Consider the following 13,299-nt stretch of genomic DNA (forward strand, 5'->3'; position numbering starts at 1 on the left):
GCTTATATTGGCTCATTAGAGGCTGAAATAGTTGAGAAATGTCCATTTTCGAACTGCTCTAGGGTATTATCATCGCCCCAGCGAATGAGAGTGAGCCAATGGTTATCAATCAGCTCCTTTACCATGACATGTTTGTTATAAATTGCCGCGATTGCCGATTGCGGCGCAGCAATATATACATTAAGGCGAATTGGTTCGTGCATCCATTTTTCCCCATTGTGCAGTGACTGCATGGCTAAGCCAATACGAAGGTCACCGCCATTACCTTCAAATAATCCAATATTACCGCCGACTGCATTGTGGAGTATTTTATTACCACTGCCGTATTTATGGTTGTCGGTAACCGAGGCATTATATTGACTATTGATCCAATGGGTTACTATCATGGGTGCGGTCATGATCAGTTCTAATACCGCAAATTCGTTATCGTTTTCCCATTCATAATCATGTAAAAAACAGCGTCCTTGTAAGTTAACACTGCGAGTCCATGTTCGTGGTGCAACAATAAAGGCGGCGTTATTAGCAAGCCCCCATTCTGGGCGTACTTGCGACCAATCGCGGGCACGCTGATGATAAGCATGGTTAATTTCATCCGCGGTTTTATTAACTAACTGCGGGTCGATATTTACTAAGCGTTCTTGCTGAGCGGTTTGCGTGGCAACAGTTAGCCATTTTTTCAGATTGTCATTAAGCTCGGTATCGTAAGCGGTGATGACATCCGTGGTTGTGTTATGAATAGCGGCAATAAATTGCGTGCTATGTGCCAGTGTTAGCCCTCGCTCTTTAAGCGCTTGGCGCACTTGGGTATCGTTTAGTAAGTTAGCCAGCACGCGTACATTAACTTCGCCACTTTGCCCTCCACAGGCTCCACATTCTAGGCCAGCGCTGTGCAAGTTATTAGTTGTATGACTGGCGTGACCTACCAACATAACATGCGGCGCAAACTCTTTTATTCCTAAGGTGTTAAGCACTTTTTGAGCTAAGTCGGTTTTGTCTTTTAGTGTCAGTTGTTGCTGGTTTTGTGTTAATTGCCAGTCGGTGGTTGCGCACTTTTTAGCTTTACCTTTAGATAAAAAGGTATTTTTTATTAATTTAAATGCATACAGCCAGCCTGCTGATTCAACCATAGAAAACGATGAGGGGGCTGATTTTGACCAACTTTGCCATGTAGCACTATTTTGACGAGATGCTTCAAGCGCCGCGTCTTTGTGTGTTTGTGTGGCATGTATGGCTGGTTTGAGTAGCCCTGGTAGTTGAGGACGAGTAATTGCACTACCATTTTCTTGATATTCTAGTGGCAAGCCAAAAAAACCGGCAAAGCCGAAGGTTTCTATATTTTTACTTTGCGATTCAAGCGCGCGGCGAATAACCTCTGAGCGTACATCAATACAAAACACCGCTTGTAATTGAGCGTTGTTCACTGGTGTTTTAGTGGCGCTTTGCAGTGCATGATTAAGCGGGTATTGATAGCTCAGCTCCAGTGCTTTTGCCCACACCCATAATGGCTTTTGTGCTAATTTGTGTGCATGCAGGCGCTCAACTACGAGTGACTTTTCTTGCTGCCACTGACTTTGTAGTTGTTTAAATGAAGCACTATCATGATCTGCCAGATACTGCCAAATAACCAAGTCCCATGCCATTCGCATGGCCAGTAGCTGTTTCATATCATCTTTGGGTTTAGCGTAAAGTTGGCCTTGGAATCGCAAATACGCCAACCACGATGCCCAACCATTAATATCTAAAAGCAGCGAATGAGCATATAACTCTAACGAGTCGTTATCTATATTAAGGGTTGAGAGTGTTAGTGCAATCAGTTCATCAGCGCAAGTGGGCAGTCGCTTAAAGTAGCCATTTAAATGCTTTTCATCCATTACAATACTAATGCCTTTATCCGCTTGAATAACGGTTAACCAATGGCGATATAAAGGTGATTGTGATGATGTGTCATCACCATGAAGCATAGGGCCAAGCTGCTGATAATGCGCGGCACAAAACTGGCTCAATTGATGGGTGATTTCATCATGCCAAGCCATTTTATGTTTATTGCGCTGCTGGTCGAGTAAATCTGCAATGTTGTGCCAATCCACTAAAGGAACATCAATGTGAAGGGTTTTTATGAGTTGCTCATGCGTAAAGTCACTGTTAAGTAACTTGGCTGCATCGGCTAAGTGGTTATCAGTAATTATGCCGTTGTCGTACTTGTGCTGATAAAAGTCTTTAGGCATGAGCATATTGGCATTACATAAGGTATCAATGCGTGCGCTTACATCTTCAATAGGCAGGTGGCGCATTTCCCAAAATGGGTTAACGGCAATCATCTGATCTAAAGGCCAGTTTGGTGCTATGTAACCGCATACTTTATTAAGTATGTTGTTTTCAGTGTCACTTAACGATAATGCCGTGTGATTTGAATGCGTTTGATTGCTCATTTTGATTCCTCAACGGTGATTCCAGCTGCATGATTTTTTAAATCGGTGTGGCCATTATTAGGTAAATTTATCGGCCATATTTTTAGGGTTAACCGCGTAAACCACTCATCTAAATACAAACCTGCAAATAATAGGGTGGAAAGTGATTTAACCTGTGGTCGCCAAGACTGGTAGCGTAAAAAGTAGCTGGCAATCATTAACGTTAAAATAAGGGCTATTACCCAGCTATCGGCGAGGCTAAATGCAGCTTCGCGCCACTGCTCAAGCTCTAGTGCTAAAGTAAATATATTTTTAGCAACCACATAGCTAAAAACTACTAAGAGTGCAATTAACAACTTTTTACTGCGAGTTTGCACGTTAGAAGCGCCATGTTGGTTGGCCAGTAAAATAGTTAAAGCCGATGCTAAAAGTAGCCACACACTGACCGCGCCTTGATAGCCGCTAATGAACCATGCAGCGCCAACTAGGGTAATCGACACCAATGCCCCCGTTAACCAAGCAAAGCACGTGGGTGATTGTTTTGGAATGTGGCGGCGAATCAGATCTTCGTTTACACCGTTGCCTGAGTTTAAAAATGCAAAGGCTTTATAGGTTGAATGAGTAACAAGGTGAAGCAGAGCCAGTTCAAATAATCCCAGCGCACATTCTATGAGCATTAATCCCATTTGCGCACTGGTAGACCAAGCAAGCCTTACTTTAACGCTTATTCGGGTAGTCATTATCAAAGCGCTGATCACCGTAGTTAAACCAGCAATAATTAAAATTAACCACTGTGCAGCCGCAGCTTGAATAAACAAAGGCGCAAATAAAATTAATAAAAAGCCACCTAAATTTATCACCCCAGCATGCAATAAGGCACTGACGGGTGTAGGCACCTCAACCACTTTGATTAGCCAGCCATGCATAGGCAACTGAGCACATTTGATTAAAGCTGCAAAAGCGATTAAAAAGGCTGCGAGTTGTTCAGCCAAAGATAGCGGTAGTGTGTTGGTGTGATAAAAAGTAGTGATATCGCTAATGTATAGGCTATTGTGAGTAACCGATAAAATAATAAATGCGACGAGTAATAAGGATTCAGCTACGCGTGCCACAATAAACTTTTTATGAGCGGCGAGTACCGCACGAGGGCGCTCAGGATAAAACATTAATAGTTTATGCAGTGCTAAACTAATTGCCACCCAGCCTAGCCAAAATAGCGCTAAGTGATTGCTCATAACTACAATCAGCACTGCGGTTACGGTTAATAGCAGCCAGCGCCAAAAATAGTTTACACGTGGCTCACCTTGCATATAGTGTTTGCAAAACCGAATTAATATTAGCGTTATGAACAGGATTAGTCCTAGCATAATAGCGCGGGTCACTGAGAGCGATAAGAAACTCAGTAAATCAAAGGCATAAATACGATAAAGTGCAACGGCACTGATAAATGCAACACTATTAAATAGCATCACTTTAAACAGTACATTGCCATTTGAGGCACAAGGTTGTCGGCCAATTAGCCACGCTGCTAAAAATGTGCTTAATGGCATCATTAGTAATAACAACGAAATAATATACTCGCTCATTCAGTGCTCCTTATTTAGTTATTGGAGTATGACAAACTAGATAACTAAATAAAAATAGATATAATGCATATAAACGTTCTATAAAAGAGAACTATAATGAGCCGTTTGAACTACCATCACTTGTATTATTTTTGGTCTGTTGCCCGAATTGGTAACTTAACCCAAGCCGCTAAAGAGCTGCATTTATCGCAGTCAGCGCTCTCCACTCAAATTAAACAGCTAGAGCACACCATTAATATTGAGTTATTTGAACGTAAAGGACGTACCTTGGCATTAACCGATATGGGAAAGCGGGTGCAAATGTACGCTAACGATATATTCACTAAGGGCGAAGAACTGTCGTCTTTTATTCATAAAGGGATGATTTCCCAAACTCAGCATTTATCAATCGGGGTGCTTAATACGCTCTCTCGTAACTTTATCGAGGAATTTATTAACCCTTTAATGAGTAACGACGAAGTACGCTTTTCGCTTACTGCAGGGCGTATGGATGGGCTGTTAAATGGTTTGGCAGAGCACGAACTGGATTTAGTTTTAACCAATAAACCCATCGGACTTGAGCACTACGATCAACTGTGGCAAAGCCAGTTGGTATCTCGTCAGCCATTAGCCATAGTGGGCCCTGCAGATAAAAAAACACGCGGTCAATTTCCTACCGGTTACACAGATGCACAATGGGTGCTACCCAGTAAAACCTCCGCGATTAGAGACTCATTTAATGCTTTGTGTGCCCGCTGGCAATATCAGCCAAAAATAAAAGCAGAGGCTGATGATATGGCTATGCTGCGATTACTTGCTCGTGATAGTGGTGCACTATCGGTATTGCCATCAGTTGTAGTAAAGGATGAAATAGAACAAGGCCTATTAGTTGAATACCAACGTTTACCTGATGCATTTGAGCACTTTTATGCCATTACCGCACAGCGCAAATTTGTGCCTGATATACTCAAATCATTGCTCGCCAAAACGTGTTAATTACTTTTAAACTACCGTTTTTATTAAAATATTTTATGCTTAAATAATAAAAAAAGAATTAAAGCTTTTAATTCGTCGGCCGATACCGTATTTATATTGTACTGAAGATTAAGGATAATCATGGTTAATAAACTACAAGGCAATTATGCTAACCTAAATGCGTTGCTTGCCCAATCAGTCAATAATTCAAACCAAACCAGTATGCCCACAGGTTTGCAATCGCGTGCTCACTTAGCGCCAAGCACGGCAATAATCACCGATGAAATGCTCAGTCAGTTTAGTGACGAACAAGTCGATGAAATACTTAATCAGCAATTATCCTCTTTACTCACGATTTCCAGCGCACCCAGTGGCTCAAATTATAAACTGTCCAGTGAAGAGGTTGCGCTGCGAACGGTTATAAGTTCTCAGCAAGAGGGCCTATTAAAAAATGAACGTAGTGATCAGTTAATTGAGCGTTTAAACAGCTCGGTAAAAAATATTCAGGGCGCTTATGCTAACACTAGCGATATTTTATCAAACTTGGGGCAGCTTGGGTTCAATCAAAAAACGTTTTTAGCGTCTAGTCAGCAGCGTGTTGAACGCTCGCTAGACCCCTTTATGGAAAGTTTTAACCGCGAGCGATATGAGGATGATGATAACTATGGATTTGAGCTGTCGGTAAAAACCAAAGAAGGTGATGTTATTAAAATCACTTTTCATTCTGCGCAAGGTTACGATGAGGAAACAGGCGAAACCACTGACGAATTTAGCGTAAGTTATGAAGTAGATGGCGACTTATCTGAGGCTGAACACCAAGCATTAACACAAGTATTTTCTGGTGTAGGCGAAATGGCAGATGAATTTTTTAAAGCTAAACAAAGCGCTTACAGTCGTTATGTACCCGCAAACCAAACTGATTTAGATTTAAGCTTTTTAAGCAATTTTGATAATAAACAGCTTTCGGGTTTTGATTTGTATTTTTCAACGTCAGAGGGAAATACTGCCGATGCTGATGGAGCGCTACTTGGAAAAGACAATGAGCTTAATTTAAGTTATACCCTTGATGAAGATTCAGAGCAGCAAATACTCGAGTTTGAATCGGTAAATGGTCAGAACAACATTGATTTTTCGCTCGATATGTCAACCATTGGCGCGCAAGACAAAAGCCAAATGCAGCAATACATAAAAGCGCTCGATAAAAGTTTAGAAGATAGCCAGCTCAATAGCTCAGAGAAAAGTACGCGTTCGGCGTTTGGTCACAAAAGTGATGAAGTGATGAAACAAGGGCTCGCTGTTTTTAAAAGTGCGTTTAGTAGTATGTCATCAGCCGCTGAGCGCTATAGTCAAATAGAGTCAGTTGCTACACAGCAGTTTACTAACGGACGCGAGCTGGTAGCTGATTTAGTTGACAATATGATCACCCGTGATCCACGTTATCAAGGACTAGGAAGCAGTGATAAAAATTCCCTAGGCGATGGGATTTCTAAGTTAGCTGATTTTGATGCGAAATTTTCTTTTGCAATGGATCAAGGTGATTACATAGCAACAAGCACCACAAAGCTGAGCCAAAATACAGAACACCAAAAATCAGCAGGGTTAACTGGAGTTACTCAAGATAAAACGGCGAGCACGCGTTTTAATTATGAAGAAGGTAACCGCTCTGATATCCCCCCTGATTATTATGACAAACAAGAAAATTACACTATTGGTACCGCTGTAAAAAATAACGAATTGGTTGCCCTTGATCAGGCTCATGAGGTGGATGTAGATAAAAAAGTGTATCAGTTTAATCCCGAAATATCTCAATACGAGCTAAAAAAGGAATTGAAAGAAACAACCACCAGTGAGAGCAATATTCGTGTTATTAACGATATTTGGCTCGAGAAAAATGAAGATAGTCATAGTATGGATGAAAGAAAACGACTCAGTGGTGTGGGGGCGTCGAACGAGTTTAGAACAACATCGAGTTATTCACATACGCAATTAGTAACGTTAATCGGTGACTTAGATAAATTAGAACAAAACAAAGAAGCCAAACGTGAGTACTTAGCCGTTTTATCGCAAGTGGATGATTTTATGGATAAAAGCAAGTAACTTTTATTTACTTAAGCTCGATTATGGGTATAGTAGCTAAAACACTATTTAAGTATAAGGTTATGTTAAAACAATTAATTTTACTCTTTATTTTGACTCTACCACTGGCAGCGAATGCAACGTTCAAACCACACTCAGACGCTGTTACTGCTAAGCGTTTATTAAGCGAGCACGATAAATTTGCTAAGCAATACCAAACATTCTCGCCTACACCGCAAGACGTTGTATTGATGCAAAAATTAGCAGGTAAAGAGTTGTTAGTGCTTTTAGGTAGCTGGTGTCATGACAGTGCTCGCGAAGTACCTCGATTAATAAAGTTACTTGATGAGTCTAAGGTTGAACTTTCGAAAATAACCTTTGTTACTGTAGGTTATGACAAACGTGATGAGGCAGGTATTGCGCTAGCGCATGACTTACAATATACCCCCACTTTTATTATTAAGCATAACGGGGTTGAAGTTAACCGCGTAGTAGAAAAACCCAGCGGCACTCTCGCCCAAGATTTGACCTTGGGCTTATAGCCAGTATTATGTTCGAGGTTTTATTATTACACAGGCCAGTCGGCGGCGTCTAAATCATCTAACTGTGCATCGCAGTGCTCATTCCCTTGCCATTTGGCAATATATTCACCGTGTGGGTCGTATTGCTGGGTTTGTTTTGCCAAATTAAAGTGTCGCCCACCGCGCGGATCGACCCCAACCCCAGCAATATATTGCCAGTTGCCCCAATTAGCGGCTACATCGTAATCAATAAGTTGTTGTTCAAAGTAAGCAGCGCCATAGCGCCAGTCTAGTTGTAGTTCGTTGACCAAACAGCTGGCTGCAATTTGTCGTGAACGGTTAGTGATAAAGCCCGTTGCGTTAAGCTCTTTCATAATAGCGTTAACTAGCGGAAATGGGGTACTGCCTTGGCACCATTTTGCAAAACGGTTCGGGCTAAACGTGGTCAGTGGCGAGCTTTGTTTTTTACCTTTAAAAGTAAATAACTGATGCTTCACATTAATTGCATGCCACTTAAAATACTCACGCCAGAGCAATTCAAACTTGATCCAGTATGTTGATTCATTTTCCCCATGCTGCGCTTCATAAGCATCGACTGCACAAAAAATTTGCTTGGCACTAATACAACCAAAAGCCAGCCAGCTACTAAATTTAGTCGAGTTATCAAAGCCACCCAGCTCATTACGGGTGATTTTATAGCTGCTTGGTAAAGCTGATGAAAAGTACTGTAGACAATGCGCAAGGCCGGCTTTGTGTCCACCTTGGAGTAAAGGGTTTCCTGTTGGCGGCTCTGATATAGGCTGTTTAGCACATAAAATAATAGGCGGTGGAAGTCTTTTTGCTGAGAACGGCACTGAGGATAAACTGATACCAGTGGCTTCGATTTTTTTTCTAAAAGGGGTAAAGCCGGTTGGTAAATCAGCAAGTTCAAAGGGCAGTTGTTGCTGTTGATATAAGGTATCTTGCATCACAGATTTAAATACCACAGTAGCGCATTTCGATTTAAGCGCGGTAATTTGGCGTTGCTCATAAACGCCTATTTGCTCGCTATAAACAACTTCATCAATGCCAAGCTCATTAATACGCTGTGTTAATACCCTTACCGGATCGCCTTCTAAAATATGCAAGGTTTGGCCAAGCCCTAAAACAGACTCCTGTAGCTCGTATAGGCTTTGCATTAGAAAGCGTTGTTTATGTACACCATAGGGTTTTTGTTGATAGTTATTGCTTTTAAACCAAGCAGGATTGATCACAAATACGATATCAAGTTCACATTGTTGTTGTGATAAATCATTGAGTATGGGGTTGTCATCAATGCGCAAATCATTTTGCAGCCAATACAGAATACGTTTTTTCATACTTAAGCTCTGGTTTTTAAAATCATTAACTTTACGAAGCAAAAGCGGGTAGGGATTAGTTTTGAGGTGTTTAATAGGGCTTTAAAAAGAGGCGGTAACAATACCGCCTCTCAATTTGTTCTAGCTTTATTTTAAATAGCTGATTTTTGCTGTGCTATCCAGTCATTAATTACATCTTCAAGTACCGCCATAGGGAGTGAACCTTGACCAATAACGGTATCGTGGAAGCTGCGTATATCAAATTGTGCGCCTAGCTGTTTTTCTGCTTTGGCACGTAGTTCGCGTATTTTAATTTCGCCCATTTTGTATGAAAGCGCTTGGCCTGGCCAAGAAATATAGCGGTCTATTTGATCTTCCACTGCGCTTTGTGGCAAAGCGGTATGATCAGCCAAATAATCAATCGCCTTTTGGCGGCTCCAGCCAAAGGCATGAATACCGGTATCAACCACTAAGCGTACTGCGCGCCACATTTCGTAGCCTAAACGGCCAAAGTCACTGTATGGGCTTTGGTAAAAGCCCGCTTCTTTACCTAAACGCTCTGTATAAAGTGCCCAGCCTTCGCCAAAAGCAGAGTGGCTCAGTGTGCGTCTAAACTCAGGAACGTCTAACTCCATCGCAATGGCGTTTTGTAAATGATGCCCAGGTATGGCTTCGTGTAGGCTAAGTGCTTCTAAATTATATAAAGGCTGCAGTTTTGGAGTTGAGGCTAAAAAGTAAGTCCCCGGTGAGCGATTATCTGGCGGTGGCATATAAAATGCGCCACGACTAGCAGAGCCTTTAATGGTAAAAGTATTGCGCGGTAAGTGGCCAAAGTAAGTAGGGAGTTTGCCGTACATTTTTTGGGTTATAAAGGCGGTTTTTTCGAGCAAGTCTTGGGGATCGGTTGCGTAAAATTGCTCATCGGTTGCCAAAAATTCTAAAAACTCGCTATAGCTGCCATCAAAGCCAACTTCATCAATAATACTTTGCATTTGCGCTTTGATGCGTGCCACTTCTTTAAGGCCAAGCTCATGGATTTGCTTGGGGGTCGCATTTGTTGTGGTGTAATAATTTACTGTATATTTGTAATAATCAAGGCCCCCTTTGATGCTTGCAATACCGGGCTGCGCTCTACAATGTGGCATATACTCGTTTTCAAAAAAGTCGTAAAAGTGCTCGTAAGCAGGCACGACTTTTGAGGCAATTAACGCTTTAGCTTTATTTTGGTAAGTTTCTTTTTGCGCTGCGCTAAATGTATTAGGGATACGAGTAAATGGCTCATATAAGGCGCTATTCTCAGGTTGTTTAACTATATGGGCGCTAATACTTTGGCCATAATTTTTAAATGTTTCGCAGTAGTGGGTAAAACCAGTTTGAATGCCTTGCTTCAGTAAATTAATGTTTTGCTGATTAAAGCGCGGGTAATCACCAAGGCTCACTAAAAAGGCATCGTAATCCTCGGCGGTTAAAAAGGCCATGTTAGCCGGCGCTTCTGCAAAGTAAGTATGCCAGCCACTTAAAAAATTAACCGGAAAGTATTTATCTTGGTAAAGGTAGCTTTGCTGCTCGGTTTCTCGCTCATATTTAAACAAGCGGTAGTTCATTAACTGCTCGCTATTGAGCGTTTTAGGATCAATGCTGGCTAAGTTTTTTAGTACGCTGTTGTTGTAAGCTTGGCGCTTCGCAATGGCTTGCTCGCTCCAATCGGGTAGGGTGCCGTTTGGTTTCCAACCGTCTGGATCGGTTCTAAAAAATATTTTCTCAGCTTTGGCGTTTTGCCAGTGGTTATCAATAATGGTTTTTAAATCGCTGTTACTGTCGGCTAAGCTTGGCAGCGAGGTGGCTGCTAAGGCAATAGCTAAGATTGTTTTTTTTAGCATGTTGAATTTCACTTTTTAAAATTTTAATTATTACTTATGCGCGCTGATTTTATGATAATAACAAGTTCACTCAATTAATGCGTTGGTTTTTAACAACAGCCTAGCTTATTGTTCTACTGGTGTTTAAAATGAAAAAAGCAAAACATACTTTAGTAGCCATGTTTAATATCGCAATTTCGCTAATCGAACAGGTGAATAGCCAACACCCATATATTTATTGAGCTTTACATGTTTAGCTTTGCAGGTTCAAAACCTGATTATGATGAAGAAAAATGGATTGGGATTATTCGCCACACGTGACAAAAAATGTCAGATGATGCACATGAGTTTGTATTGGCAGGTCATACTACATTGCTACCACCATTAATTGGCCTGATACACAAAGCATTAGAATAACTATTTAACTTTACGTATTAAAATAAAAAGGATTTTGAAAATGTTGTGCCCTCGAACGAATACACCATTGGAGCCTATATTAGTTGGCGGAATCACTGTTTATACATCGTCATTAGGCGGCGTATTTTTTGATAACAGCCAAATTTTTAAATTTAGCTCGCCAGAGTTAAAACATGGTCAGGTTTTACTTAAGTATTTGAGTAATTATGCAGAAGGTGAGGGTGAAGTCGCAATGCGAGTAAATTGCCCTAAATGCCCAAGCATAGTGATGATGCGTAGGTATTTTTCACCGCTAAAAGCAGTTGAAATAGATGAGTGCCCAAGCTGTGCAGGAATATGGCTTGATAATGGTGAACTGGAAAAAATACACGAAAATCATCTAACGCCCAAAGAGCGTAAGCTATTAGCTAATGAGATGGCTACAAATCATGGTTTCATATCCATTAAAACGCCAAAATCGAAATATTACCCTAAAGCGCCTAAAAATCTTCAAGGCACCACAGTTGAACGGCTGGTGCAATTAGCATTAATTAATTTTGAATCATAAAAAACGGCGTACTATAAAGTACGCCGTTTTATTAAACTGACTTAATCAAAATCGTTATGACTTATTGCGGTTTTCTTTACTAAACGCACGAATTTTACGTTTTTGCGACAGGGTTACTTTATTAGTACGCCCTGCAAATGGGTTATCGCCTTCTCTAAATTCAATTTTGATTGGCGTACCCATAATCTTAAGTGCTTTACGGTAGTAGTTCATTAGGTAGCGTTTGTAGCTATCAGGTAAATCATGAACTTGGTTACCATGAATGACGATACGCGGCGGATTATAACCCCCAGCATGCGCATATTTAAGCTTAACACGACGACCGCGAACAAGTGGCGGCTGGTGATCCGCTTGTGCCATGTCCATGATACGACGTAGCATAGCGGTGCTTATACGTTTAGTTGCCGACTCATACGCTTCGTCAACTGATTCAAATAAATGACCAACACCCGTACCATGTAGCGCAGAGATAAAGTGCAAGCGGGCAAAATCAATAAAGCCCAAACGACGATCAAGCTCAGTTTTAATACGATCTTTAACGTAGTTATCTAGGCCATCCCACTTGTTCACGGCAATCACCAATGAGCGCCCTGAGTTAAGGGCAAAGCCTAATAAGCTTAAGTCTTGATCAGAAATACCATCGCGGGCATCAACCACTAGTAACACGACGTTACAATCTTCGATTGCTTGTAGCGTTTTAATGACTGAGAATTTCTCAACCACGTCACTTACTTTTTTACGTTTACGCACACCAGCGGTATCGATAAGAATATATTCTTTGTCGTTACGGGTCATCGGAATGTAAATTGAGTCGCGGGTTGTACCTGGCATATCGTATACAATAACCCGGTCTTCACCTAGTATGCGGTTAGTAAGGGTTGACTTACCAACATTTGGACGACCAATAATAGCCAGCTTTACCGGCTTGTCGGCAAACGCTTGGTGATCAGTGTCATCTTCTTCACCTTCTTGATATAAGTCGATAAGCTCTTCATCGTCATCGGCTACATCTTCATCAAGTGCGGCAAGTTCAGCAATAACTGGCTGAAGTGTTTGTTCGAGCAGTAAAGTAATACCACGACCATGAGCGGCTGCAATATGATGAACTTCACCGAGTGAAAGTTGATAAAACTCAGCACAGTTCGAGTCAGCATCAATGCCGTCTGTTTTATTGGCTACCACAAAGCACTTTTTCTCTTGCTTACGCAAGTGGTTAGCAATAGCTTGGTCAGCCACTGTCATACCTACGCGAGCATCAACTAAAAATAAAACAATATCCGCTTCTTCAATGGCTAGTAATGACTGATCAGCCATTTCGGTTTCGATACCTTCTTCTGAGCCATCAATACCGCCCGTATCTACCACGATAAATTCAAAGCCATCGTAATTTGCTTGGCCATATTTTCTATCACGCGTTAAGCCAGGAAAGTCGGCAACGAGTGCATCACGAGTACGTGTTAAACGGTTAAATAATGTGGATTTGCCCACATTGGGTCGCCCTACAAGAGCGATCACGGGAAGCATAAACTACCTCTTTAAAAAACAACAAAAGGCTTCGCAGTGCGAAGCCTTACAAAAAATAATTAACTATTAG

Annotated in this window: 9 protein-coding genes; 4 read left to right on the plus strand and 5 right to left on the minus strand. The window is 41.3% G+C overall.

What is annotated here, in order from left to right; genetic code table 11:
* Positions 1 to 2: 2 nt before the first annotated feature.
* Positions 3 to 2,429, minus strand: a complete 2,427-nt coding sequence (locus tag KK487_RS17390) for a DUF2309 domain-containing protein (protein ID WP_036955319.1) — start codon at positions 2,427 to 2,429, stop codon at positions 3 to 5.
* Positions 2,426 to 3,994, minus strand: a complete 1,569-nt coding sequence (locus tag KK487_RS17395) for an NADH-quinone oxidoreductase subunit L (RefSeq protein WP_036955316.1) — start codon at positions 3,992 to 3,994, stop codon at positions 2,426 to 2,428. Before KK487_RS17395 ends, KK487_RS17390 begins: the two co-directional genes overlap by 4 nt.
* Positions 3,995 to 4,090: 96 nt before the next feature.
* On the opposite strand from KK487_RS17395, the gene KK487_RS17400 reads away from it, so the two are divergent.
* The 3 genes from KK487_RS17400 to KK487_RS17410 all read left to right on the plus strand — a co-directional run bounded on the left by KK487_RS17400 (position 4,091) and on the right by KK487_RS17410 (position 7,566).
* Positions 4,091 to 4,969, plus strand: a complete 879-nt coding sequence (locus tag KK487_RS17400; RefSeq protein ID WP_028834276.1) for a LysR family transcriptional regulator — start codon at positions 4,091 to 4,093, stop codon at positions 4,967 to 4,969.
* A 120-nt stretch (positions 4,970 to 5,089) separates the two neighbouring features.
* A complete protein-coding gene (locus KK487_RS17405; protein ID WP_036955313.1) occupies positions 5,090 to 7,045 on the plus strand; it encodes a hypothetical protein in 1,956 nt (651 codons plus the stop codon).
* A gap of 62 nt (positions 7,046 to 7,107) precedes the next feature.
* The gene (locus KK487_RS17410; protein ID WP_029609904.1) at positions 7,108 to 7,566 is read left to right on the plus strand and encodes a TlpA family protein disulfide reductase; all 459 of its coding nucleotides are present in this window, start codon (positions 7,108 to 7,110) and stop codon (positions 7,564 to 7,566) included.
* 26 nt (positions 7,567 to 7,592) lie between these two features.
* On the opposite strand, the gene KK487_RS17415 is transcribed toward KK487_RS17410, so the two are convergent.
* Entirely contained in the window at positions 7,593 to 8,903 is a 1,311-nt protein-coding gene (locus KK487_RS17415; protein ID WP_013462922.1) for a DASH family cryptochrome, read from the minus strand.
* Between the two features lie 131 nt (positions 8,904 to 9,034).
* Positions 9,035 to 10,762 carry a DUF885 domain-containing protein gene (locus tag KK487_RS17420; RefSeq protein WP_036955309.1) on the minus strand — a complete coding sequence of 576 codons (1,728 nt, stop codon included), beginning with the start codon at positions 10,760 to 10,762 and terminating at the stop codon, positions 9,035 to 9,037.
* 436 nt (positions 10,763 to 11,198) lie between these two features.
* Between KK487_RS17420 and KK487_RS17425 the strand changes: the two genes are divergently transcribed.
* The gene (locus tag KK487_RS17425; protein ID WP_036955306.1) at positions 11,199 to 11,705 is read left to right on the plus strand and encodes a TFIIB-type zinc ribbon-containing protein; all 507 of its coding nucleotides are present in this window, start codon (positions 11,199 to 11,201) and stop codon (positions 11,703 to 11,705) included.
* Positions 11,706 to 11,759: 54 nt separating this feature from the next.
* Here KK487_RS17425 and der read toward each other — a convergent pair whose 3' ends face one another.
* On the minus strand, positions 11,760 to 13,229 hold the full coding sequence (gene der, locus KK487_RS17430) for a ribosome biogenesis GTPase Der (protein ID WP_010389444.1): 1,470 nt from the start codon (positions 13,227 to 13,229) through the stop codon (positions 11,760 to 11,762).
* Positions 13,230 to 13,299: the final 70 nt, after the last annotated feature.

This window comes from Pseudoalteromonas sp. SiA1, assembly GCF_018732205.1.
Classification (GTDB): Bacteria; Pseudomonadota; Gammaproteobacteria; order Enterobacterales; family Alteromonadaceae; genus Pseudoalteromonas; species Pseudoalteromonas tetraodonis.